Raw genomic sequence first — 23,071 nt, forward strand, 5'->3', positions numbered from 1 at the left:
GGTTTTGACAAAATTTCCGCAAAATTCGGAAAAAAAACTTGATTTAATTGGTTTAAGCTAAATTAACTTTTTATTAGCTTTAAAAATTCCGCAAATACATTTTATTTATTTGAAAAATCTTGAGAAGTTGTCCAGAATTATACCGGTGGCAATTGCGGCATTTAAAGATTCGGCTTTTCCAAAACCGGGAATAGTGATTTTTTCTGAAACATATGGAAGTATTTCTTCCCTGATTCCATGTGATTCGCTTCCAATAATAAGATTTACACCATTAGAGGGTTTTAAATCATGGATATTGGTGCCACCCAAATATGCACCATAAGTTGTACCCGGATTATTTTTTAAGAAATCCTGAATGTTTAAATAAACACAAGATATGCGGCTAAATGAGCCCATGGTGGCAGAAATGACTTTAGGATTATAGAATTCTACAGTGTCTTCTGAGCAATAAATCTGTTTCAAACCATACCAATCCGCCAACCTGATAATGGTACCCAGGTTTCCGGGATCTTTGATACCATCTAGAATCAATCGAAGATTTTGACTGGTTGAAATATTTTCCGGTTCTTTTATTTTTACTACAGCAACACCCGAGTTCTGGTTCTTTAAAGTAGAAATTGCATTTATTTGCTCTTCCGTGCCTGTGGTCAATGGAAGTTGTTTTCCATTTTTTTTAAGTTCTTTTTCAAAGTCCTGACTGCAAAAAATATCTTTAATTTCATATTCTGAATCAATTAATTCCAGGATATTCTTTTCACCTTCTACAATAAACTCCCCATATTCTTGTCTGTATTTTTTATTATGGAGAGATTGAACGTATTTTTGTTGCTGTTTTGAAATCATATACAAATTTAAGAACTATTTTGTCAAAAAGTATTTTTCGGTTGCTTGTATTGTTTTCTGTGTCACTGGCGATTTTCTCGTGCAGAAACTCGGTGCCGGCAGGAAAATATATCCTTTGGCGAAATGATTTCAAAGGTCAGCAGCATGTGATTGTTGAAGAGTTGGAGGAAATAATCCCTTTTAGCCAAAAAGAAAACACAAAACCACTGGAACTGCCCTTAACCCCCAGAGTTTGGTGGTATAATTTTGGACTGAAACAATTTGACTCCCTCAGGCAGACACAAAAACTCCTGAGTTTTCAGAATAAAATTGAAAATGTTAAGAAAACTCCAAAATACAGTGCACGGAAAATTCAGAAATTAGAGAAAAAGATTAGCAGAATAGAGGGCAATTTAGAAGAAAAAAATGCCTGGTTTTGGCGAAATATTGGAGAAAAACAGGTTTATGCTTACGAGTCTCAAATTGCAGAGACTTCTACAAAAATTCGTAAGTTTTTATTTGATATAGGTTATCGTGATGCGGAGGTTTTTTACAAATTAGATACAATAGCAAATACGAGAAAAGTTAAAGTTCAGTATATTGTTTCTGAGAATTCCGGATTTGTGGTTGATACTGTAAAGTATTACTGTTCAGACACTTTACTTCTGAAATTAATTAATGACGAGATTTCAAAAGCACAAATTAAAAAGGGAAATTTGTTTGATTTGAGATTGGTTCAGGCCGAAAAACTTAGGTTAGAGCAACTTTTCAAGAATAACGGATATTATAATTTTAACAATAAATATCTTATTCATGGAGCAAGCAATCCGGAGCAGGATGAAAATTTATTTAAACAACAAAAACACGGAGAATTGTATTTTGAAGTTTTAAATCCTAATAACCTCAGGCATGAAAAATTCAACATTGAAGAAGTAGTTTTTAAGGCGTTTGACCCCAGTGCTGACAATACAGATCTCAAACCCGATACCGTAGTTTACAATGGTGTCAGGTTTATAAGACTTGATCGAAATATACCTTTAAATGTACTTTCCAACCGAATAATAACCCGACAAGGAAATTTGTATCGACAAATTGATGTGCAGGAAACCCAACGGCAGGTGGCTTATTTTAACCAGTTTTCGTTTGCAAGTTCTCAGATAAAGCCTCTGGCACCCGGTCAGTTGTCGGTAGAGTATTTCGCACCTTTGCTTCAAAAATATAGTTTCGGGATCAGCCCCGGAGTTAACAATATTTATAATGACGGTTCCACGTTTTTTGGATTTGGTGTACCGGTCACACTGACCTCCAGAAATAGGTTTCGACGATTGGAAACCATAGAAGCGGCTATAAGGGCTTCATACGAAGGGCAGCCTTCTCCTATTATCTCTAATGAAAAATCAATAAGAGGTAGTTTGGAATTGGGTGTAAATCTGAATGTTACACTTCCAAATCTATGGCTTTTTCCTCGTCAGATGGAAAAGTATTACCTTAAAAACCCCCGAACTATTCTTGGTTTTGGGTATAATTATTCTGAACCCTTTTGGGGAAAAAGGCTTAATTTTAAAGTGACCACCAACTATTCCATCCAATTAAACAAAAATGCGGTATTCTATTTCAGTCTTTTAGATGCTTCACTCATTAATACCATTTATTTCAACAACGAAGCCGGTCAATCGTTTTATAATAGTCTGATTTCTTTACAACAAGAGCAAGGTAATAACCTCAAAGTTACATTTGATCCCCAGTTTGTTTCTTCTATTAATTCAAATCTTGTCATTAATAAACAGGATCCAAGCAGGCCTTTGTCTGACTCTAAGTTTTTCAGACTCTTTTTGGAATCGGGAGGGACTGTTTTAAATTTCCTCAACAACAAAGATCAAATCAATCTCATTGAAAAGCTTTTCCCATTGAAGCAATCGGCAAATTCTATAGATTCAGTAAGGCAATATTTTAGGTTTTTGAAAATAAACGCTGATTTAAGAAGAAACATAAACATCAATAAAAATAGCAGCTATGCTTTCCGGCTCAATTTGGGTGTAATTAACCCTTATGGTAACAACCGATCATTGCCTTATGACAAAAACTTTTTTGTTGGTGGCAGTAACAGCGTGAGAGCCTGGGCTCCGCGAACTTTGGGTGTAGGTTCTGCCGGAGCTGACACCACAACTGCTGGCAATACTATTCCTCAGCCTGGCGATATTTTGTTTGAATCAAGTATCGAATATCGATTAAAAGTGCTCCATTTTGCCGGAGACATTCAAATCGCCACTTTTATTGACGCTGGTAATGTTTGGAAATGGCACAACATAGATTCACCATCCAAAGTCAATAAATCCAATTTTGATTTCAAGCGTTTTTACCGCGAAATAGGAGTGGGGACCGGCTTCGGCATTCGTTGGGACTTGTCTTATTTCCTTTTCAGATTTGACTGGGGAATAAAAGTCTTTGACCCAGCAAGAATCCAGGGACAACGATATGTGTTGGATGAATTTTCAATGAAACGCAATAAACCCTACGGTCTCAACTGGAACTTCGGGATTGGGTATCCTTTCTGATTTTTTAGACAGAATACAATTCCCCAAAAAACATATTTATAAGTATTGAAAAGTTTAATATCCTGACTTAATCTATATCCAATCACTAGATTTTTGAGTTCTCCGTTTTATGATTGTACTTTTAACACCAGGTTTTCAAAAATCAAACATTTCTACTTTGTAATCTAAAAAAAACTTATTATAATTGCTTTGTATTTAGCTCAATATCAAAAACATGACATCAGCAACACTCAAAAAGCTCAGAACCATTACCTACGATAGTGCAGGTAAACCTGCCTCAGTTACCCTTAATCTCAAGAATAAAAATTTTAGAAAGTTTTATGAGGTATTAATGGAAGATTATTTAGATGTTTTGGCTATTAAAAAAGAGTTAAAGGAAGACGATGGGGCCAGATTTTCTCTAAAAAAGGAAGGAAATAGTTTTATTTTTGAAGAGATAAATCAATGAATTACAGGGTAAGTTTTTTGAGTGCTGCAAAAAAACAATTTGAAAAGCTACCTCAGAATATTCAATTAAGAATTTATAAAAAAATTAAAGCTTTATCTCAAAACCCCAGACCCCATGGTGTTGAACAGCTAACAGATTTTGAAATTCATGGTGATATTTTTAAGAAATTATTCAGAATTAGAATTGGAGATTATCGTGTAATTTATTCAATAGAAGATGAAATCATAACGATTTCAATAATAAGAATCAAGCATCGTAAAGAAGTTTATAAATAACCAAATATTTTACCAACTAATACAACCAACATCATGACAAAAGAAAACAACACAAACGCAATAGCTCCCCTCTCTTCGGGAGAGGGGCGGGGGGGTGAGGTCATCACCTCAGACACAGTAACAATGCCTGCAGAAGGGCAGAGTACTGATACGAGTAGCTGGGGTAACAAAGTACGCATGGGTACACTCGCTCTCATGACGGCTCTCACACCAAGTGCTACCACCACCACGATTACTTTGGGAGGTACGGGGCTAGTTGCCACTATGACGAGTTGTGGTGATAAGGATAAAGACCCTAATCCAGAGGAAATCACTCTTACTGCTGAAGAACAAGCATTTGCTGACAAACTAGCACCTCACCCAGATGGTACACTCAAATACTCAATTCTAGAAGGTGGAGTAGATCCTTATATCTTTAAGAACTTTGCTAAAATAAATCTGGAGCTAGTAAGTGCCAAAGGCATGGTCTATAAAGCTACACCCATCATCCAAAAAAAATCAGTGGCGGATGTACTAGCTAAGGCTAAAGAGTTGAATCCGGGACAGCCTCTCTATTATATTTCATTGTCATTAGTTAAGAAATCGTCTGGGGGTGAAAGTGTAATAACTGCAACAGATTTTATAGCTGATAAGGACGACAATAATCCTTCAACAAAAAACCCATGGTTAGATGTTTTGACTGATGAATTTACAATTGATGAAATAAAAAATATAGTCCAAATAGTACCATGCAAAAATCTTACACTTAATGCTGGTGAAGAATTAGTTGTTCATTGAAATAGCTGGTGGAAGTACTGGTTTTCAGACTTTAACTTCGGAGTAAATCCAACACAAAAAGTAAACTAGAAATATGGATAATGTCAGCCTCAAAAATACTCAAAAAGGGCTGATGGTATTGCAATATGAGGTCAATCGCCTATAGTGGTGGTTGATTTTTTAGTTTTATGCGTAGCCATGTATAAAGTAGCGTTGGGTGTATGTATGCTGTGGGTAGGCTGTGTGGGTGTGGTTTTGGCGGCCTCTACTCAACTTTGTAGTAATTGAGATTCATATCCTGGAGGCTGATGTTGCTGAGATGGTACGGTACAGCCAAATGTAGGTGAGGAGTGTGATTTCGGTTATACCTTCAATGTGTTAAATCAAAATGAGACCTATCGAAGGCATGATTTTAGACCAATGAATGTGACGCCACCTACAGTTTGTATTTCTACTTGTAGAATTGAACAAGATGAAACGAATTGGTACGCTCAACATTCTTTTCAGTTGTTTGAAGCTTTTTCAGCTTGAGAATGCAGATATTTTAGATATAATGAACCATTTACCTGTGGTCCCAATGCTCAGGCTTGGCGTAATTTATACAAAAGTGATGGAACAACTGTTGGGTGTGCACCCTTGGGTTCATGAGCTGCTCAATGGGGATATAATGAATCTATAGGATGACCATTGTACGATGCATTGTGTCGTCAACCAGTATGTGATTTAACGCAATTATATGGTTGTTCTGCTGGTACGGCTATCAATAAAACTTCAAATTCGTGGCAATGTAGTTTTGGGTGAAACAATTTGGCATCTTGTACCACAAATATTGTCAACGGCTCTTGTGGTGCAACTAACTGAGGTTGTAGTGCAGGAACGCTCAATTGGCTTGATCAGAAGACTGCTTGTGGCACTACCTCATCGTGGTATTGTGCAGGTTCAAATGGAGGATGAGCAAGTCCTACTTGTCAATATACCAATGCGGCGTGTTTTAACTGTACAAATCCCATCGCCTGAGCTTCTGCCTGTGCGGGTACTCCAGCACCTACAGCTGATACACCCTATACACTCGTGAGTAGCTGTCAGTGAGCATGAACCTGTACCGCTACCTGTATCTCTCCCAAGATCCCCAGCGGTAACGACTGTGTGGATCCACCTTCACAAGACCAGTATGTCTGTGGTAGCGATGGTAACCGAACAGGTAATGGTAACTGTCCCACACTCTCCCCTGATTATAACTCATCCAACACCAACCCTGGTTATCCTGCTGGTACGACCAAGTGTTTCCTTGAGTCTGCCTGAGCACCCTCCAACGATACCTGCCGTGACCCAAACGGAGCATGTAACATCGCCAGCTTCAGCTGTAACATAGGTACCAAGAATAATGACAATAATCTGACTGGACCAGATCAGACACGCCAATGGTATTGTGATGCTACCTTGTGTGAATACACCTATCCATGATCTAATCCTGGTATATGCGGCTCATCATATTACACCTGTTGGAGTGAAGCCTGACCCATCAACTGAGATGGTAGTCACCGAACTTGCCCCGGTACTAATGGTGGAGCTGATGCGAGCTGTTGTGTAGGAGCGGTATTTATTAAATTTATGGATTACAACAAATCAATATAAAATATCTTTATTAAACGTATTTTCATTAGTACATATCCGAGTTTAACTAATTTTAATCTCTTTTTTCTGCCATAATGTCAGTTTTGTGTTAATTTTGCAGAAAAAATCTGAGATCAGAATGATTGTGGAAAATGATAAAAGCCTCAGTGTGGAGGAAAAAGCTACTTTAGATGAGGCCAAAATCTCAAACAATGAATTTGTAACCGGCACTAAAAAACTATATATCGAAAGTTATGGCTGCCAAATGAACTTTGCTGATAGCGAGGTGGTTGCTTCAATTCTTAGAAATAACGGATATTCTACAACTTCCGATGTAAAAGAAGCCGATTTGGTTTTAATTAATACCTGTGCCATCAGAGATAACGCTGAACAGAAAGTTAGAAACAGACTTAGTGCCCTCAATGCCAATAAAAAACAAAAACCAAATCTTAAAATCGGGGTTTTGGGCTGCATGGCCGAAAGGTTAAAAACCAAGTTTTTGGAAGAAGAAAAAATGGTTGATATGGTCGTAGGACCTGACGCTTATCGTGACCTGCCCAACTTACTTGAAGAAGTAGAAGAAGGTCATAAAGCAGTAAATGTTTTTCTTTCGCGTGAGGAAACTTATGCTGATATCGCACCTATCAGACTGGATTCTAATGGTGTTTCTGCTTTTATTTCTATCATGCGGGGCTGTGATAATATGTGCAGTTTTTGTGTGGTTCCATATACAAGAGGCCGTGAACGTAGTCGTGACCCACATTCAATTATCAATGAGGCAAAAGATTTATTTCAAAAAGGATATAAGGAGGTTACACTTTTGGGTCAAAATGTAGACTCTTACAAATGGGAAAATGAAGCCAAAACGGAAAAATATAATTTCGCCCAACTATTAACCGAAGTGGCCAAAATTAATCCGGAGCTGAGAGTGCGTTTTTCTACTTCGCATCCCAAGGATATCACCGACGAAGTATTGTATGCCATTAAAGCCAACGAAAATGTTTGTAATTACATTCATCTTCCCGCCCAGAGTGGCAGCAGTCGCATACTTGATTTAATGAACCGTACCTATGACCGTGAATGGTATCTTAATAAAATTGATCGTATCCGTGAGATTTTAGGAGAGGATTGCGGGATTTCTCATGACATTATTACAGGTTTTTGTACAGAAACTGAAGAAGATCATCAGGATACCCTCAGCCTGATGGAATATGTAAAATTTGATTACGGGTATATGTTTTTCTATTCGGAAAGACCCGGTACTCCTGCTGCAAAAAAATTAGTTGATGATGTGCCGGAAGAAATCAAAAAACGACGCCTTAATGAAATTATTGAAAAACAACAGACTCATTCTCTTTTTAGAAATCAACTGGCAATAGGCAAAGTTCATAAAGTATTAATTGAAGGTTTTTCAAAAAGATCTAAAGAAGAACTTGCAGGAAGAAACGACCAGAATAAGATGATTGTTTTTCCAAAAAAACATTATAAAAAAGGTCAATACGTCAACGTACTTGTAAACAGCTGCACCGCTGCTACGCTGAAAGGTGAAATTGTAGAATGATTAATACCACAGAAATACAAACAGTAAAAAACAGATTTGGAGTAATTGGAAACGCTCCTTCGCTCAATTATGCACTCGGTGTGGCAATCAGAGTAGCACCCACCGACCTTACAGTTCTGATAAACGGTGAAAGTGGTAGCGGAAAAGAATCTTTTTCCAAAATAATACATGGATTAAGTGGACGAAAATTGGGTCCATTTATCGCTATAAACTGTGGTGCAATTCCGGAAGGAACAATTGACTCTGAGCTTTTCGGACACATAAAGGGTTCATTTACAGGAGCTATCGAAGACCGGAAAGGATATTTTGAAACTACCAACGGCGGTACGATTTTTTTGGATGAAATCGCCGAAATGCCACTTGGAACGCAAGCCAGGCTCCTTAGAATTCTTGAGAACGGTGAATACATACCTGTTGGATCCTCCAAAGTAAAAAAAACAAACGTAAGAGTAGTTGCTGCCACTAATGTCAATCTTCAGACGGCCATCGAGAAAGGTGAATTCAGAGAAGATCTTTATTATCGGCTCAACACGGTTCCTATAATGGTGCCACCTCTGAGAGAAAGAGGCTTCGATATAGAGCTTTTGTTTATAAAATTCACATCTGATTTTGCCGAAAAAAATCACATTCAACCTGTTGAACTTACCGAAGAAGCCAAAGAATTATTAAGGGCATTCAGGTTTCCGGGTAACATCAGACAACTTAAAAACATAGCCGAGCAGATCACAATTCTAGAAAAAGACCGGATCATTAATGCGGCAATGCTTGAGAAATACTTACCCAAAAGTCAGTCTTCGGGGCTTCCTGCACTACTTACAAATAATGATTTAGGCGGGCTCAACAATTACACCGAGAGGGAGCTACTCTATAAAGTGCTTTTTGATATGAAAAAAGACATAACTGAGCTCAAAAAATTGGTATATTCTATGATGTCGTCTGGAGTAGAAATGTCCCCGGAAATATCAAATAATGAACTATTTAAGGAGGTAATCGAACCCAATGTTAATTATTCAAGGCCTGTAACTATAGAAAACGAACCGGTTTATCCTGTTTATGCGAAACCTCTGAGCGAAAATCTGATTCATATCGATGACTATCAGAAAAACAGGGAAAATGTGGAGGATATTACCCATGAAACAGAAGAAGAATCACTTTCACTTGAAAAAAATGAGAAGGAAATGATAGTGAAAGCCCTCAGAAAAAGTAATTTTAAAAGAAAATATGCCGCACAGAGTCTAGGTATTTCGGAAAGAACACTGTACAGGAAAATAAAGCAATATGATATTGAGGATGAAGATTAAGTTTTTGAAAGGCATTTTGCTCATTTCATTGAGTGTATTGGTTTATGGATGCGGTATTTACAAATTCACAAGCGTTGAATTTAACAAAGACCTCAAGACATTTTCTATCCAAAACTTTACGATGGCAACTGCCGGCGGCCCTCCAAATCTTACACTTAACTTCAATGAAAAACTTAAGGAATATTACCAAAGAAACACCGACTTAAAGTTCAGAACCGCCGATGGCGACTTACAATTGGAGGGAGCTATCATCGCTTATGAATTAACTCCTATTTCAGCCACTGCTGGTGACAAAGCAGCAATGAATAGGCTTACGATTACGGTTCAGGTTAAGTTTACCAACAAACTCGAAGAAGATCAAAGTTTTGATAAAGATTTTTCATTTTATCAGGATTTTCCTCAGGATCAGTCTTTGACTCAGGTTGAGCCCAATCTCATTCCTAAAATTCTGGACCAATTGGTTTTAAATATCTTCAATTCTACCGCAGCTACATGGTAAATCATGGCGAAATAGTAAGTAAATTGTTAAAAAACAAGTCTTTTAAAAACCTGAAAGACATCAATGAACTTATTGCCTGTTGCGAAGCAATTCCCAATTCTCCGGTTCCTCATATGCTTTTGAATCAATATCAACCCGATATATTTAAAAGTAGCCTGTGGCAAATATCTGACGAAATATCAGCTGAATATCAGGAAGTTTTTTATCATTATTCAGGAAAAAATATTGAAGAATTTATTGCACAAAGTGGTAAAAAAAAAAGGATTACTGACTTTAATGCTCTGGCTTTGAGTTTTATTCAAAAATTCGAGGAAAAAAGAAATGAATTTTACAAAAAGACTAATTTCTTCAGTCAAAAAAGTGAGAAAGTAATTGATAAAGAGGCTGTTGAAGTCGATTTGGAAAAAGAAAATACTGCTACGAATTTAGAATCTAAAGATTTAAATCCTAATAATATACAGGACTTTCCGGCCGAAACTGAAAAAAATAGACTGGCAGATACAGAAGCCAGAGAATTGATTTTAAAGTTTTTGGAAAACAGACCTGAAAATAAATTTTGATTTTTTTGCTTAAGTTTTATTATGAAATTGTAAAGGAAATATTCTTCATTCTTTTCTATTAAAGACAAAAAATTCATATCTTTGCGGTTCTTTTAAGAAAAACAAAGAAATTTTAAAAATATGATTACTACAATATTGATTTTAATGATCATTGCCGCAATTCTTTTAATCGTGGTAATATTAATTCAAAACCCTAAAGGTGGTGGCTTGTCATCAGAGTTTGGCGGTGGCACTTCTCAAATGTTTGGCGTGCAAAAAACCGGCGACATTCTTGAGAAACTAACCTGGGGCTTTTTCGCATTTTTACTTGTGGCTGCTTTAGGTACAGGTATTTTGGCCAGACTTAACAGTTCTGCTCAAGCTACTGAAAGTGATGTAAATGTAGAGCGTTCTACTACGGCACCATCATTGCCGGCACCTACTACAGCCCCTATTACTGCACCTGCCACTACACCAACTCCTGCTAAATAAGACCTTAGCAGTCAAAAGTATTTACCATTAAAAGATACCCCGAAAGAGGTATCTTTTTTTTGTTTTAATATTTTCAGTCTTGATTCAATTGATTTTTTTATTTTGCATAAAATATCTCTAAATATAAATGAGTAATTCAGAAATAGCCGAAATTATAGAATTGACCGGCAAGCTTTTAGATTTACACGATCAGGATGAAATGCGTTCCAAAACATATCTGGGGATGATTTTTTCTCTTGAAAGGCTTGAAGAAAACCTTTCAGAACTCAATGTGGAAGAATTGCAGAAAATTCGGGGAATTGGCAAATTGATGTCGGCTAATATTCTTGAAATTGTGAAAACCGGCACTCTCAAAGAACTCCAGGATCTGATTTCTGTTACACCGGAAGGCGTATTTGAAATGTTTAAAGTTAAAGGTATTGGCGTTAAAAAAATAAAATTACTCTGGAAAGAAATAGGGATTGACAATCTCAACGATTTGAAAATTGCCTGTGAAAATGGGAAAATTGCCGGAATAAAAGGATTCGGAGAAAAGACTCAGGCGGCTATTCTGGAATCCTTGCAGTTTTTGCAGGAGCAGGAAGGGAAACTCAGAATGAATACTGCCGAAGAATTAAGTAAACTCATCATTGAAAATATCAGGCAAGAATACCCGGAAGCCGAAGAAGCCGGCCAGGTAGTAAGAAAATGTCAGGAAGTTGATATTTTAAGTTTTCTGGTAAAAAAAGATGGTTTTGGAGGGATAAAACTAACATCAGAAATATTTAAACAAGATTTGCAGGCTTCTTCACCAAACGTTTGGAGGGGTTTTTATGGTGAATTTAAAATTAATATTGAAATAGAAAAATCGTCCACAAAAGATTGGGTTTCAAAGAAAATCATTAAAAATTCAAGTGAGAATCATCTAAAATTGATTAATGACAGTGGCGATTCCCTACTAAAAAATATTTCCAATCAAACATTCCAGTCAGAAGAGGAGGCTTATAAAGCTTTCGGGTGCAATTTTATTATTCCTGAAATGCGTGAAGGGATAAATGAAATAGAATGGTCAAAAAACAATGATATTGAAGACCTGATAAGCTGGGACAAATTAAAAGGAACTGTCCATAATCACAGTAAATATTCGGATGGTAATCACACTTTGCAACAAATGGCCGACTTTTGTAAAGACCTGGGATTAGAATATTTTGGTATTGCGGACCACAGTCAAACCGCACAGTATGCGTCCGGATTATGGCCTGAAACGGTAATTAAGCAACAATTGGAAATTGATCAGTTAAATGCTAATTATGAAGGTTTTGAGATATTAAAAGGAATAGAATCAGATATTTTGACAAATGGTGACCTTGACTACGAAACTGATATTCTTAAAACCTTTGATTATATCGTGGCATCAGTTCATTCGGTACTCAATATGGATAAAGAGAAAGCAACACAAAGATTAATCAGAGCTATTGAAAATCCCTACACCTCAATTTTAGGTCATCTCTCCGGTCGATTGCTTCTTTCACGAAAGGGCTATCCACTCGATTATCCTAAAATCATTGATGCCTGTGCCGCAAATAAAGTGGTAATGGAGCTAAATGCGAGTCCATATCGACTGGATATCGACTGGAAATGGATCAACCTTTGTCTCGAAAAGGGAGTATGGATAAGTATTAATCCCGATGCACATGAAATGAATGGCATCTATGATATGAAATACGGTGTTGCTGTAGCCAGAAAAGCAGGCCTGTTAGCCTCTCAAACGCTCAACGCCCAATCTTTAGAAGCCGTAAAAAAAGTATTTCTTAAGAAATAAAAAAGAGTCATCTGACTCTTTACATTATATTTCTGATGATTTGCTCTACGCTAATCCCTTCGGCCTCGGCTTTGAAATTCCGGACAATCCTGTGTCTTAAAACTGGAAAGGCCACGGCTTTAATGTCTTCAATATCAGGAGAATATTTGCCATTTATCAGTGCATGACATTTTGCTGCTAATACCAGATTTTGAGATGCACGGGGGCCGGCACCCCATTCCAGATATTTCTTTGATTCCTCAGAGGCATTATCAATTCCTGGGCGGGTCTGATGAACCAATCTCACAGCATATTCAATAACGTTGTCAGGTACCGGTACCTTTCTGATTAAAGACTGAAATTCTATAATTTCGTCAGCACCAAGTATTTTATTAACCTCCACTTTTTTATCAGAAGTGGTATTTTTTACAATATTAATTTCTTGCTCAAAACTCGGATAGTCAAGGCTCACCATAAACATAAACCTGTCGAGCTGAGCCTCGGGTAGGGGATAGGTTCCTTCTTGTTCGATTGGGTTTTGTGTTGCCAAAACAAAAAATGGCTTTGATAGGGAGTGCTTTTCACCGGCTACCGTAACCGAATATTCCTGCATAGACTCCAACAAAGCTGATTGGGTTTTGGGAGGCGTACGGTTAATTTCATCGGCAAGGATAATATTGGCGAAAACCGGCCCTTTTACAAACTTAAAATTGCGGTTATTATCAAGTGTCTCTGCACCGGTTATATCAGATGGCATTAAGTCCGGAGTAAACTGGATCCTGTTGAAATCAAGATCCAAAGCAGATGCAATGGTTTGTACCAATAATGTTTTTGCCAGTCCGGGAACACCCACAAGCAGGCAGTGACCCTGACAGAAAATTGCAGTTAACAAAAGCTTCACAGTTTCTTCCTGGCCAACAATTACTTTTCCAATTTCAGCTGTAAGGTCAACATATGTTTTTTTCAGTGCATCAGCAGCTTCAACTTCAGTATTATATTTTTTTAAATACACGGGTTTATTTTTTATTGTTCAAAAATTCTACAATTCTGGTATTCAGGGTCAATACTAATGAAAACTTCAGCAAGGGCGTCTTTGAACCACTTTTCAATGATTTCGTTTTGTTTCATATTCAAAGTAAATGACTTAAGTTTCTCATAGTCATCTTTAAGATTGGCTTTATGGGCTTCTTTGCGGGTTTTAATCTTGATTAAACGTACACCTGTTTTCCCATCCTGGCTCCTGTAATTCAATGGTGCACTTATTGTACCAACTTTCATTGGATCTACAGTAAAATAAAGGTTTGGCTCCATCGAAACATCAAGCGGAAGCATATTACTCCCAGTTTCGTCACTTAATAACACACCACCTGCTTCTGAAGTCATTTTGTCTTCAGAATACAATTTTACAGCCTTGTCAAATTTTAAACTATCAATTTCTATCTGGTTTTTCAGACTGTCGAGAAATTTCTTAGGTTCTGTCAAGTCAAGTCTGCTATAATCAGGTCTGAGTAGTATATGTCTTGCATGATATTCCTGACCTCTTTTTTCTAAAGTCTGAATCAGGTGAAAACCAAAATCCGATTCTACGATATTTGATAACTTGTTGGAATCCAGGCTCATGGCTGCAGCTTCAAATTCAGGAACCATCTGGCCTCTTTTTGCCCAACCCAAATCTCCCCCCTGAACTTTAGAACCCTGATCTTCGGAGTATTCTTTAGCAAGTGTCGCAAAGTCTTCACCATTCTCAATTCTTCTTTTATAATCATTGAGTCTAAGCACCAAATCTTCTTTTTGACCTTTAGTTACTTTTGCAAAAATTACTAATTGTTGTAAAGATACTTCTGTCGGAATTATAGGTAAACTGTCTGAGGGTATTTTGTTAAAAAACTGCTTTACTTCCAAAGGTGTCACATTCACTTTTTCTGTGATTGTGTTTCTCATTTTATCGGCAGTCAATTGTTCTTTTACCTGATTTTTGAGTTCCGATTTTAGTGTTTCTATTGATTTACTAAATTGTTGGACAATATTCTTTTCACTTCCATACAATCTCACCATTTCTGACATCCTGGCATCGAGTTGGCTGTTGATCTGGTCTTCTTCAACGATAACTGAATCAATTTCAGCCTTGGCCACCAGAAGTTTTTGAACTACCAGGCTTTCAAATGCCTGACATTTTTCGAGTTTCTGACCTTCCTGGGCAGCCCTTGCACTAAGAGTTTCTACTTCAGATTTTAAAATATAATAGTTATCTATTTTTGCTATTATTTTATCTACGTTGTGCTTGGTTTGAGAGTAAGCCAGTATTGGCAATAGCATCAATAGGAATATCAGTTTCCGCATATAATTATTGTTTTTTTATTTCTTCTAAAAGTTTAGAAAATTCTTTTTTGTCAAAATTGAGCTCAAATTTACGACTTAAGGTCTTTAATAGGTCATTTTCAAGATAAATTTGATATTTTTCTATTACATCGTATCTGTAATCTTTAAAATTTGCCCCGGTTGCTTTCACCTTTAAGGTAAATTCCTCCACTCTGCCATTGTTTTTAATACTTCCGGATTGATTGCCCCATTTTAGTCCCATTTTTTTCTCAAACTCAGCTTTAGTAACCTGATATTTGAGATATAAAATCGAATTAGGATTTTTTTCTATAAAAACTTTTGCAAGGTCGGATTCGTAATTGCTAAAAAACTGAAACGAAACTCTCTGGTTTTTCTGCCAGTCAAAACGCTCAGCAGGTTTTGAACTATTAAAATTTACTTCCAGAATCCTGGTTAGTGGTAAGCCGTTGGAAACCAGATAATTTACAGTGTTTTTTATTCTTAATTCAGCAATCCTATCTTCTTCATTTGCATCAGAATGTCCGCCGATTTCAACAATATAACCGGGGTTTTTCCTCATTATATTTATTAAACCAATAAGTTTTCTTTTGGTTTCATTGTTTAGCTCAAATTCATTTTTATTAAAATACATCGGTTTTATTCCCCTGTGCAATTGGTAAGGTTTACTCTTCTGTTTTAATTCGTAAAACTTCTTTTGTGTTTCTTCAGAATCGAAACTTACTGATATCATTTCACCTGTTTCTTTGGGAGGGAATAAATTTGGATTGTTTTTGAAAAAGGATTTTTGACCGGTTGTGTCGCTAATCGATTTTTGAATTACTCTTTCGTTCATGATTTTTGAAATCATCAGGTTTTCTTTTTCTAACTTAAAAACTCGTTGCAATTCCGGATTATTATTAATTTCAACACTTTCCTCATAATTCAATAATAGTTTAGTGGTATATTTTTCAAAAAGCATTTTTGAAATTGTATAGGGAGTTTCTTCAGGATTCCATTTTTCATATTCCTGGTGTTCTTCTACATATTTTAGAAAATCACTCACCATATATCTGTTGTCTTCTATAAAAAATAGCACGAAACCATTGAGATCGGTATTGGGACTTTTCCATGTCCTTTTCAAAATTCTGTCGTCAAAATAATTTTGCACTTGTTCCAGTAATTCTTCATTTACCGAAAATTTAAAGTTCTTTTTTATTTTTTTTATTCTTTCATCAAGCAAATATTCACCTCTTGAATCTGTCGTAAGTTTACTCTCAACTCTTTTTAAATAAGTATTTTTATCATCTGGTGGGTATTTTTCGATTAGTTTCAAAATATGCAAACCACTTACAGATCTGAAAGGCTTTGAAATTTGGCCTATCTGCAAAGAGAAGGCTGCTTCTTCGAATGTAGATTCTTCCCGGGTACCAATCCCGAAAACCGGCAATATGCCATTGTTTTCTTTTGAATTGTAATCGTCAGAATAATTATGAACCAGTTCATTAAAATTACCTACTTTCTCAGCTACATATTTAAGGGAATCTAAAAAAGTATAAGTTCTGTCATAACTCTCTTTACTCACATCTGATTTTAAGTGTTTGAATATATGCTGAACTTTTACATAGCCGCTATTGGGTCTTTTATCATTTACTTTAAGCAAATGATACCCCATTCTGGTCCTAACAGGCAAGGAAATTGAATCTTTTGGCGTAGAATGTGCAATTTTTTCAAGTGGATAAATCAAATGAAGTGTTGAAAACCACCCCAATGCCCCACCTTTATTATTATTTTTTTGATCTTTGGACCATTCTTTTGCCAGACTCGGGAAATTGTCTTTCTTTTTTGCAAAATCACGAAGATCCATTAGCTCCTGGTATATTTTCAAAGTGTCCTCAGGTGAGGCGTAGGCTGAAAGCGGAACAAAAATATGAGATGCATTGATTTCTATTTTATAATTTTCATAAATCTCATTTCGTAATTTTTCCAGAGCTTTTTTGTCAATCAGATATTTTTCCAGAGTTACTTTATTATAAGTCTCAACCTCTTCTTTAAATATCCCCATTGTATCCATGCCCCGGGATTGACCTTCTAATATCAACAATTTCCTTTTTATTATCTCATTAATAATTTCATCATTACTTAAAGAGTCAAATTCAGCGTTATTTATAATGTCCTCTATCAGATCATTTTTCGAGATTTCATTTTGATTTACAATTATTATAGGAGGTTCTTTTTGTAATTCTACTACTTGAGGGACCTGTACTGGTGCCGTTTTTATGATTTTCTGGCAAGAATACAAAGTAGTAAGTAGTAAGAAAATATATATTTGAAAACGCTTTTGCGACATGTTTTTAATTCTTTTTAGAAAGCCGGAAAATCAAACAACTGGCTTTTTCAATTTTAAAATTAACTGAATTTCGAAATTATTATTTCAATTAATTCAAATAAAGTTTGATTTCGGTTCTTGTTGAGATAAACAATGAAAACTGCCAAGACCCCAGATTATTTCAGTGGAATCAATTCCCGTAATTTTTCTGTCAGGAAAACAGCTCTCAATAATTTTTAAAGCCTTATCGTCATTTTTAGATCTAAAGGTAGGCACTATTACATTCTGATTGCTGATGTAGAAATTGGCATAAGATGCCGGAAGTCTTAATCCCGTATCATACACTGGTTCTGGCATTTCAATTTCTACAATATTTAATTTTTCTCCATTCTGCAATCTCATTTTCTTTAACAATTCAAGATTTTCCTTCAATAAATGATGGTTATCGTCACCGGTTTTAGGCTCCACCATGGTGATTACCGTGTTTGTGTTCACAAACCTGACCGTATCATCGATGTGACCATCGGTGTCGTCACCCACAATTCCATCTTCTATCCATAATATTTGATCAGCACCATAATAATTAATGAGGTATTCTTCGATTTGAGATTGATTGAGGTGAGGATTTCGGTTTTTATTAAGTAAACAAGACTTGCTGGTAAGAATAGTACCGGCATCATTAAATTCTACTGAGCCACCTTCCATAACAATTCCCGGGCTCACATAGTCAACATTTATGGCTTTTGATATTTTTTTTGGTATTGCATTATCATCATTAAAAGGAGGATACTTTCCTCCCCATGCATTATATTCCCAATCAATAATCAAACGGTCAGTATTTTGACGGTTAATTAAAAATCCAGGGCCATGATCCCGGCACCAGGAATCGTTACTGGGGTGGTCATAAATCTCAATATTTTCTTCAGGAACTTTAAATTTCTCGAGGTTAGAGATAAATCCTTCCATATATCTGGATTTATCCAGATTTATCCTGACTTTTTCGCCCTTTGCCAAAGTTTTGATAAATTCAAAATAATAAGGTAACACTTTCGGCAAGCGGTCTTCCCAGGTATCAATATTAACCGGATATGTCAACCAGGTTGCAATATGAGGGTGCCATTCGGCAGGGAAATAAAAGTTTTTTTCTTTAGGAAACATACATTAACAATATAAACAAAAAGAATTTTCTTATTGAAGGGTGCAAAAATAATTTCTTTTTTTTTGTTTATCGTAATTAAAAATCAATTACTTTTGCGGCAGTATTTGGGGAAAAACTATATTTTCTCCTTCAAAATCGCAAGAATCTCTTATAAACGATTCGTTTTTTAAGAGTGGTTGAATAAATGATAGGTTAAAAACAGTTGAATTTTTCAACTGTTTTTTTTTAGTTTTTTTAAAAAAAATCGGTGGTTGCATTTTTTTTATAATTTATTTTTAATATCTTTGCACCTCGATTCGCTGGAGGGATCTCCTTACAAAAAATCAGAAGAAGTCGTCAATCTGACGAAACCTTTTGATTTCGACTGTGAAAACACTATCTAGGCAGTCTCCTGTTCGCGATTATTTTTGGAATGACTATTGAGGCAACAAGGCGTATTCCTTCATAAATTTACGCCTTACCCTATGGGTTCAGAGTCTTTGTTCATGTTGAATAAGTTTCAACCTCTGAGATGTAAAATAATAATAAGTTTGGATTTGAGCGGAAAGCTTCGTACTTTTGCAGCCCAATTCAAATTTGGGAAAATTTAGCGATAATATTAAAGTAAAGACTATGTCTGGAATTATTGGAAAGAAAATTGGAATGACGACCATTTTTAATAATGGCGAGGCGGTGCCATGCACAGTTATTGAAGCAGGCCCTTGTGTTGTAACTCAAGTAAGAACCGAAGACAACGACGGTTATCGTGCAGTTCAACTGGGATTTGGAGAGAAAAAAGAAAAAAGAACCACAAAAGCTCTTCTTGGACACTTCAAAAAGGCCAATACTACCCCTAAAAGAAAATTAGTTGAATTTAAAGAATTCGAAAAAACTTTCAACCTTGGTGAAACTATTCGTGTAGAAGACGGTTTTGAAGAGGGTGAGTTTGTAGATGTAAGTGGTAACACAAAAGGTAAAGGTTTTCAGGGTGTAGTTAAAAGACACGGATTTAGTGGTGTAGGTCAAACTACTCATGGTCAGCACAACAGGGCAAGGCATCCGGGTTCGATAGGTGCATGTTCTTATCCTGCACGTGTTTTTAAAGGATTGAAAATGGGTGGGAGAATGGGTAACACACACGTTACTATTCAAAACCTAAAAGTATTGAAAATGTTCCCGGATAAAAATTTGATCATTGTATCAGGTTCAGTACCAGGTCCAAAAAATTCAATAATCACATTGCATAAGTAATAATTAATAAGGTCGATAACTAACGACATCGAAAAAAAAGTTAAGTAAAATGAAAATTAAAGTTTTAAACAAAGAAGGCAAAGAAACCGGAAAATCAGTCGAACTAAGCGATGAGGTTTTCGGAATCGAGCCTAACCAACATGTAGTTTGGCTTGATGTTAAGCATTATCTTGCCAATCAACGTCAAGGTACTCACAAATCGAAAGAAAGAGCAGAGGTATCTCGCTCAACTAAAAAACTTCTTCGTCAGAAAGGTTCAGGTGGTGCAAGACATGGTTCAGCTAAAGCCCCAACTTATGTAGGTGGTGGTAGAGTATTTGGCCCTCGTCCTCGCGACTATGACTTCAAACTAAACAAAAAAGTTAAAGTTCTTGCCCGTAAATCAGTTCTTTCAGCTCGTTTGGCCGAAAACAATCTGATTGTTGTTGAAGACTTCGGTCTGGATACACCAAAAACAAAAGCTTACATTTCTTTTTTGAATGCTTTGAATCTTGCAGGAAAGAAAACTTTGTTTGTAGTAAACGGAGGAGAAAATAACCTCTATCTTTCAAGTCGTAATATTCCTAAAACCAAAGTTTTAGATAAAGATTCTGTGAATACTTACGAACTTATCAATACCGATGTGATTTTGCTGGCCGAGAGTACAGTTTCTCATCTTGAATCAATTCTTAAAGATTAATCAATTAAAGAAATGAGCGTTTTAAAAAGACCGAAAATAACTGAAAAATCTCAGGCTCTTGGCTCTAAAGGCAAATACACTTTTGTAGTTGACATCAACTCAAATAAGTTGCAAATAGCACAAGCCGTTGAGAAAATGTATGGAGTTAACGTAGAAAAAGTAAACACCATCACCCAAATTGGTAAAAAGAAATCCAGAATGACAAAAACTAAATTGTCATCAGGTAAAACCAATACCTTCAAAAAGGCGATTGTAACCCTTAAAGAAGGTGAAATGATTGATTTTTACGCAGAATTATAAAATTTGATTGTTTAAAGTATAGCCTTTTTAGGCTGCAAAATAGAAAATAATGGCAGTTAGAAAATTAAACCCTATTACTGCGGGTACAAGACATCGAATAGCACCGGATTTTTCGGATATTACAACTAATAAACCCGAAAAAAGCCTTACTACGTCTATTAAAAAGACCGGTGGTAGAAACAACGAAGGTCACCGTACAGCCAGGTATATTGGTGGTGGTCACAAAAGAAGATATCGTATCATCGATTTTTACAGAGATAAATATGACGTTTCTGCAGAAGTAATGACAATCGAATATGATCCTAATCGTACATCAAGAATAGCTCTTGTAAAATACGAAGATGGTGAAAAAAGATACATTTTGGCTCCTCAGGGATTAAGAGTCGGTCAAAAAGTTATTTCAGGAGAAAAAGTTGCACCCGAAGTTGGTAACGCATTGTTGTTGAAAAATATGCCTTTGGGTACTATCATTCACAACATCGAGTTAACTCCTGGTAAAGGTGGTCAGCTTTCAAGAAGTGCTGGTACTTATGCTCAGGTTTTGGCAAAAGATGCAAAATATGTTACTCTTAAGATGCCATCGGGAGAAATGAGAATGGTACTTGGAACTTGTATTGCAACTGTTGGCTCGGTTTCTAATCCAGATCATATGAATGAAAGATTAGGAAAAGCCGGTCGTAACAGGTGGTTGGGCGTACGTCCAAGGGTAAGAGGTGTTGTTATGAACCCTGTGGATCACCCAATGGGTGGTGGTGAAGGTCGTTCCTCTGGTGGACACCCTCGTTCAAGAAATGGTCTGATTGCAAAAGGTAAAAAGACCAGAACCAAGAACAAATACTCTAATAGATTAATCATTTCTCGTAGAACTAAATAATAGATTATAGATGGCTCGTTCGCTTAAAAAAGGACCTTATGTAGATTTCAGACTTGAAAATAAGGTTGACACAATGAATGATTCAGGTAAAAAATCAGTAATCAAAACCTGGTCAAGAAGATCAATGATTACACCTGATTTTATTGGGCATACATTTGCCGTTCATAATGGCAACAAGTTTATTCCTGTTTATGTAACCGACAACATGATTGGTCACAAATTAGGGGAATTTTCACCTACCCGTAACTTCAGAGGGCACGTTAATAAAAAAGATAAAGGTAAAAGATAATAATCCCAAGGGTATAACTCTTTAAATTATTCTAAAATAATGGAAGCAGTAGCAAAATTAAAAGATTTTCCAACCTCGCCGCGTAAAGCAAGGCTTGTGGCTGATTTGATAAGAGGTAAGAAAGTAAATTACGCCTTGGGTGTTCTTTCTCATCAACCTCAACAGGCCGCCCCAATACTTAAAAAAGTGTTGATGTCGGCTGTAGCAAACTGGCAGAATAAAAACGAAGATGCCAAAATTGAAGAGGCTGATTTGTATGTAAAGACTGTAATGATTGACGGTGGCAGGACTCTTAAGAGATTACGTCCGGCTCCTCAAGGTAGAGCTTACAGAGTGAGAAAACGCTCTCAGCACATTACCATCGTGGTAGATAGCCAGGAAAATAATTAATAAATACTTTATAGTAGTAAATAAAATATCAATATTTCAAAATGGGACAAAAGGTAAATCCTGTAGGTTTGAGGTTAGGATACATCAGAGGTTGGGAATCTAACTGGTACGGTGGAAAAAATTTCGCCGACAAACTGGTTGAAGATGACAAAATCAGAAAATATATCAACGCCCGTATTCCAAAGGGATCAGTTTCCAGGGTAGTGATCGAAAGAACCCTTAAAAGAATTACCCTGACTATTCACACTGCCAGACCTGGTGTTGTGATTGGAAAAGCCGGTAGTGAGGTTGATAAATTAAGAGAAGAGCTTAAAAAACTTACTCAAAAAGATGTTCAAATCAACATCTTTGAGATAAAAAGACCTGAAATTGATGCCAAATTAGTGGGTGAAACTATCGCTCAGCAACTAAGAGCTCGTATTTCTTACAGAAGAGCGATGAAGCAAGCAATTCAATCTGCTATCAGAGTGGGAGCTCAGGGTATTAAAATCAAGCTTTCTGGTAGATTAGGCGGTGCCGAGATGGCACGTACTGAAATGTACAAAGAAGGTAGAATTCCTCTTCATACACTTAGAGCAGACATTGATTATGCAGTATCGGAAGCTTTAACTGTTTATGGTTTAATTGGAATCAAAGTTTGGATATTTAAAGGTGAAGTTTTCGGTAAAAGAGACTTAACTTCTGTGTCAGCTTTGGCAACAGAATCAGCAGACAGCAAAAAATCTTCTCAAGGTGGTGCTCCACATCATCAGGGTGGTAAAGGCCGCAGAGACGAAGATGGCGACAAAGGTAGAAGAAGAAAAAACGGCGGTAAGCCAAATGGACAAAGAAGGAATTAATTTTTTGGCAATAGCCTAAATTTT

At 36.4% G+C, this 23,071-nt stretch carries 25 protein-coding genes; 19 read left to right on the forward strand and 6 right to left on the reverse strand.

Going from position 1 to position 23,071, the window contains the following annotated elements; translation table 11 throughout:
* Positions 1-105 precede the first annotated feature (105 nt).
* On the reverse strand, positions 106-843 hold the full coding sequence (locus IPP61_14950; protein MBL0326456.1) for an RNA methyltransferase: 738 nt from the start codon (positions 841-843) through the stop codon (positions 106-108).
* Between the two features lie 20 nt (positions 844-863).
* Here IPP61_14950 and IPP61_14955 point away from each other — a divergent pair, with 20 nt between their 5' ends.
* The 3 genes from IPP61_14955 to IPP61_14965 all read left to right on the forward strand — a co-directional run bounded on the left by IPP61_14955 (position 864) and on the right by IPP61_14965 (position 4,100).
* Positions 864-3,377, forward strand: a complete 2,514-nt coding sequence (locus IPP61_14955; protein MBL0326457.1) for a BamA/TamA family outer membrane protein — start codon at positions 864-866, stop codon at positions 3,375-3,377.
* Positions 3,378-3,591: 214 nt separating this feature from the next.
* The gene (locus IPP61_14960) at positions 3,592-3,825 is read left to right on the forward strand and encodes a hypothetical protein (protein ID MBL0326458.1); all 234 of its coding nucleotides are present in this window, start codon (positions 3,592-3,594) and stop codon (positions 3,823-3,825) included.
* A gap of 17 nt (positions 3,826-3,842) precedes the next feature.
* On the forward strand, positions 3,843-4,100 hold the full coding sequence (locus IPP61_14965) for a type II toxin-antitoxin system mRNA interferase toxin, RelE/StbE family (GenBank protein MBL0326459.1): 258 nt from the start codon (positions 3,843-3,845) through the stop codon (positions 4,098-4,100).
* On the opposite strand, the gene IPP61_14970 is transcribed toward IPP61_14965, so the two are convergent.
* Positions 4,091-4,363, reverse strand: a complete 273-nt coding sequence (locus tag IPP61_14970) for a hypothetical protein (GenBank protein ID MBL0326460.1) — start codon at positions 4,361-4,363, stop codon at positions 4,091-4,093. The genes IPP61_14965 and IPP61_14970 overlap by 10 nt on opposite strands.
* A 1-nt stretch (position 4,364) precedes the next feature.
* Between IPP61_14970 and IPP61_14975 the strand changes: the two genes are divergently transcribed.
* The 9 genes from IPP61_14975 (at position 4,365) to IPP61_15015 (ending at position 12,663) form a co-directional block, all read left to right on the forward strand.
* Entirely contained in the window at positions 4,365-4,877 is a 513-nt protein-coding gene (locus tag IPP61_14975) for a hypothetical protein (GenBank protein ID MBL0326461.1), read from the forward strand.
* A gap of 1,150 nt (positions 4,878-6,027) precedes the next feature.
* Positions 6,028-6,228 (forward strand): hypothetical protein, encoded by a 201-nt coding sequence (locus tag IPP61_14980; protein MBL0326462.1) that lies wholly within the window; start codon positions 6,028-6,030, stop codon positions 6,226-6,228.
* 60 nt (positions 6,229-6,288) lie between these two features.
* Positions 6,289-6,447: a hypothetical protein gene (locus tag IPP61_14985; protein MBL0326463.1), complete on the forward strand. Its 159-nt coding sequence runs from the start codon at positions 6,289-6,291 to the stop codon at positions 6,445-6,447.
* A 162-nt stretch (positions 6,448-6,609) separates the two neighbouring features.
* Complete coding sequence (gene miaB / locus IPP61_14990) at positions 6,610-8,031, forward strand: tRNA (N6-isopentenyl adenosine(37)-C2)-methylthiotransferase MiaB (protein MBL0326464.1); 1,422 nt, start codon at positions 6,610-6,612, stop codon at positions 8,029-8,031.
* Positions 8,028-9,332 (forward strand): sigma-54-dependent Fis family transcriptional regulator, encoded by a 1,305-nt coding sequence (locus IPP61_14995; protein MBL0326465.1) that lies wholly within the window; start codon positions 8,028-8,030, stop codon positions 9,330-9,332. Before miaB ends, IPP61_14995 begins: the two co-directional genes overlap by 4 nt.
* Entirely contained in the window at positions 9,310-9,831 is a 522-nt protein-coding gene (locus IPP61_15000; GenBank protein MBL0326466.1) for an LptE family protein, read from the forward strand. Before IPP61_14995 ends, IPP61_15000 begins: the two co-directional genes overlap by 23 nt.
* A complete protein-coding gene (locus tag IPP61_15005; protein ID MBL0326467.1) occupies positions 9,825-10,391 on the forward strand; it encodes a hypothetical protein in 567 nt (188 codons plus the stop codon). The genes IPP61_15000 and IPP61_15005 overlap by 7 nt, the downstream gene beginning before the upstream one ends.
* Positions 10,392-10,511: 120 nt before the next feature.
* Complete coding sequence (secG, locus tag IPP61_15010; protein ID MBL0326468.1) at positions 10,512-10,862, forward strand: preprotein translocase subunit SecG; 351 nt, start codon at positions 10,512-10,514, stop codon at positions 10,860-10,862.
* 127 nt (positions 10,863-10,989) lie between these two features.
* Positions 10,990-12,663: a DNA polymerase/3'-5' exonuclease PolX gene (locus tag IPP61_15015; protein MBL0326469.1), complete on the forward strand. Its 1,674-nt coding sequence runs from the start codon at positions 10,990-10,992 to the stop codon at positions 12,661-12,663.
* A gap of 19 nt (positions 12,664-12,682) precedes the next feature.
* On the opposite strand, the gene IPP61_15020 is transcribed toward IPP61_15015, so the two are convergent.
* The 4 genes from IPP61_15020 to IPP61_15035 form a co-directional block, all read right to left on the reverse strand.
* Complete coding sequence (locus tag IPP61_15020; GenBank protein ID MBL0326470.1) at positions 12,683-13,654, reverse strand: MoxR family ATPase; 972 nt, start codon at positions 13,652-13,654, stop codon at positions 12,683-12,685.
* Between the two features lie 11 nt (positions 13,655-13,665).
* Positions 13,666-14,982: a peptidylprolyl isomerase gene (locus IPP61_15025; protein MBL0326471.1), complete on the reverse strand. Its 1,317-nt coding sequence runs from the start codon at positions 14,980-14,982 to the stop codon at positions 13,666-13,668.
* A gap of 4 nt (positions 14,983-14,986) precedes the next feature.
* Positions 14,987-17,308, reverse strand: coding sequence for a peptidylprolyl isomerase (locus tag IPP61_15030; protein ID MBL0326472.1), 2,322 nt, complete (start codon positions 17,306-17,308; stop codon positions 14,987-14,989).
* 93 nt (positions 17,309-17,401) lie between these two features.
* Positions 17,402-18,445, reverse strand: coding sequence for an agmatine deiminase family protein (locus IPP61_15035; GenBank protein MBL0326473.1), 1,044 nt, complete (start codon positions 18,443-18,445; stop codon positions 17,402-17,404).
* Between the two features lie 613 nt (positions 18,446-19,058).
* Here IPP61_15035 and rplC point away from each other — a divergent pair.
* The 7 genes from rplC to rpsC are packed head-to-tail and all read left to right on the forward strand — an operon-like array spanning position 19,059 to position 23,047.
* Complete coding sequence (gene rplC, locus IPP61_15040; GenBank protein MBL0326474.1) at positions 19,059-19,676, forward strand: 50S ribosomal protein L3; 618 nt, start codon at positions 19,059-19,061, stop codon at positions 19,674-19,676.
* 49 nt (positions 19,677-19,725) lie between these two features.
* Positions 19,726-20,355, forward strand: a complete 630-nt coding sequence (gene rplD, locus IPP61_15045) for a 50S ribosomal protein L4 (protein MBL0326475.1) — start codon at positions 19,726-19,728, stop codon at positions 20,353-20,355.
* 12 nt (positions 20,356-20,367) lie between these two features.
* Positions 20,368-20,655: a 50S ribosomal protein L23 gene (gene rplW, locus IPP61_15050; GenBank protein MBL0326476.1), complete on the forward strand. Its 288-nt coding sequence runs from the start codon at positions 20,368-20,370 to the stop codon at positions 20,653-20,655.
* Positions 20,656-20,704: 49 nt separating this feature from the next.
* Complete coding sequence (rplB, locus tag IPP61_15055; GenBank protein MBL0326477.1) at positions 20,705-21,529, forward strand: 50S ribosomal protein L2; 825 nt, start codon at positions 20,705-20,707, stop codon at positions 21,527-21,529.
* 10 nt (positions 21,530-21,539) lie between these two features.
* Positions 21,540-21,818: a 30S ribosomal protein S19 gene (gene rpsS / locus IPP61_15060; protein ID MBL0326478.1), complete on the forward strand. Its 279-nt coding sequence runs from the start codon at positions 21,540-21,542 to the stop codon at positions 21,816-21,818.
* A 39-nt stretch (positions 21,819-21,857) separates the two neighbouring features.
* Positions 21,858-22,208, forward strand: coding sequence for a 50S ribosomal protein L22 (rplV, locus tag IPP61_15065; protein MBL0326479.1), 351 nt, complete (start codon positions 21,858-21,860; stop codon positions 22,206-22,208).
* Positions 22,209-22,249: 41 nt separating this feature from the next.
* Positions 22,250-23,047, forward strand: coding sequence for a 30S ribosomal protein S3 (gene rpsC / locus IPP61_15070; protein ID MBL0326480.1), 798 nt, complete (start codon positions 22,250-22,252; stop codon positions 23,045-23,047).
* Positions 23,048-23,071: the final 24 nt, after the last annotated feature.

This window comes from Cytophagaceae bacterium, assembly GCA_016722655.1.
Lineage (GTDB): Bacteria > Bacteroidota > Bacteroidia > Cytophagales > Spirosomataceae > Leadbetterella.

Bases quoted from the DNA above. Each gene is read 5' to 3' on its own strand.
- IPP61_14950 (MBL0326456.1), bottom strand. From the start codon at position 843: ATGATTTCAAAACAGCAACAAAAATACGTTCAATCTCTCCATAATAAA.
- IPP61_14960 (MBL0326458.1), top strand. From the start codon at position 3,592: ATGACATCAGCAACACTCAAAAAGCTCAGAACCATTACCTACGATAGT.
- IPP61_14975 (MBL0326461.1), top strand. From the start codon at position 4,365: ATGACGAGTTGTGGTGATAAGGATAAAGACCCTAATCCAGAGGAAATC.
- IPP61_14980 (MBL0326462.1), top strand. From the start codon at position 6,028: ATGTCTGTGGTAGCGATGGTAACCGAACAGGTAATGGTAACTGTCCCA.
- IPP61_14985 (MBL0326463.1), top strand. From the start codon at position 6,289: ATGCTACCTTGTGTGAATACACCTATCCATGATCTAATCCTGGTATAT.
- miaB (MBL0326464.1), top strand. From the start codon at position 6,610: ATGATTGTGGAAAATGATAAAAGCCTCAGTGTGGAGGAAAAAGCTACT.
- IPP61_14995 (MBL0326465.1), top strand. From the start codon at position 8,028: ATGATTAATACCACAGAAATACAAACAGTAAAAAACAGATTTGGAGTA.
- IPP61_15000 (MBL0326466.1), top strand. From the start codon at position 9,310: ATGATATTGAGGATGAAGATTAAGTTTTTGAAAGGCATTTTGCTCATT.
- IPP61_15005 (MBL0326467.1), top strand. From the start codon at position 9,825: ATGGTAAATCATGGCGAAATAGTAAGTAAATTGTTAAAAAACAAGTCT.
- secG (MBL0326468.1), top strand. From the start codon at position 10,512: ATGATTACTACAATATTGATTTTAATGATCATTGCCGCAATTCTTTTA.
- IPP61_15015 (MBL0326469.1), top strand. From the start codon at position 10,990: ATGAGTAATTCAGAAATAGCCGAAATTATAGAATTGACCGGCAAGCTT.
- IPP61_15025 (MBL0326471.1), bottom strand. From the start codon at position 14,982: ATGCGGAAACTGATATTCCTATTGATGCTATTGCCAATACTGGCTTAC.
- IPP61_15030 (MBL0326472.1), bottom strand. From the start codon at position 17,308: ATGTCGCAAAAGCGTTTTCAAATATATATTTTCTTACTACTTACTACT.
- IPP61_15035 (MBL0326473.1), bottom strand. From the start codon at position 18,445: ATGTTTCCTAAAGAAAAAAACTTTTATTTCCCTGCCGAATGGCACCCT.
- rplC (MBL0326474.1), top strand. From the start codon at position 19,059: ATGTCTGGAATTATTGGAAAGAAAATTGGAATGACGACCATTTTTAAT.
- rplD (MBL0326475.1), top strand. From the start codon at position 19,726: ATGAAAATTAAAGTTTTAAACAAAGAAGGCAAAGAAACCGGAAAATCA.
- rplW (MBL0326476.1), top strand. From the start codon at position 20,368: ATGAGCGTTTTAAAAAGACCGAAAATAACTGAAAAATCTCAGGCTCTT.
- rplB (MBL0326477.1), top strand. From the start codon at position 20,705: ATGGCAGTTAGAAAATTAAACCCTATTACTGCGGGTACAAGACATCGA.
- rpsS (MBL0326478.1), top strand. From the start codon at position 21,540: ATGGCTCGTTCGCTTAAAAAAGGACCTTATGTAGATTTCAGACTTGAA.
- rplV (MBL0326479.1), top strand. From the start codon at position 21,858: ATGGAAGCAGTAGCAAAATTAAAAGATTTTCCAACCTCGCCGCGTAAA.
- rpsC (MBL0326480.1), top strand. From the start codon at position 22,250: ATGGGACAAAAGGTAAATCCTGTAGGTTTGAGGTTAGGATACATCAGA.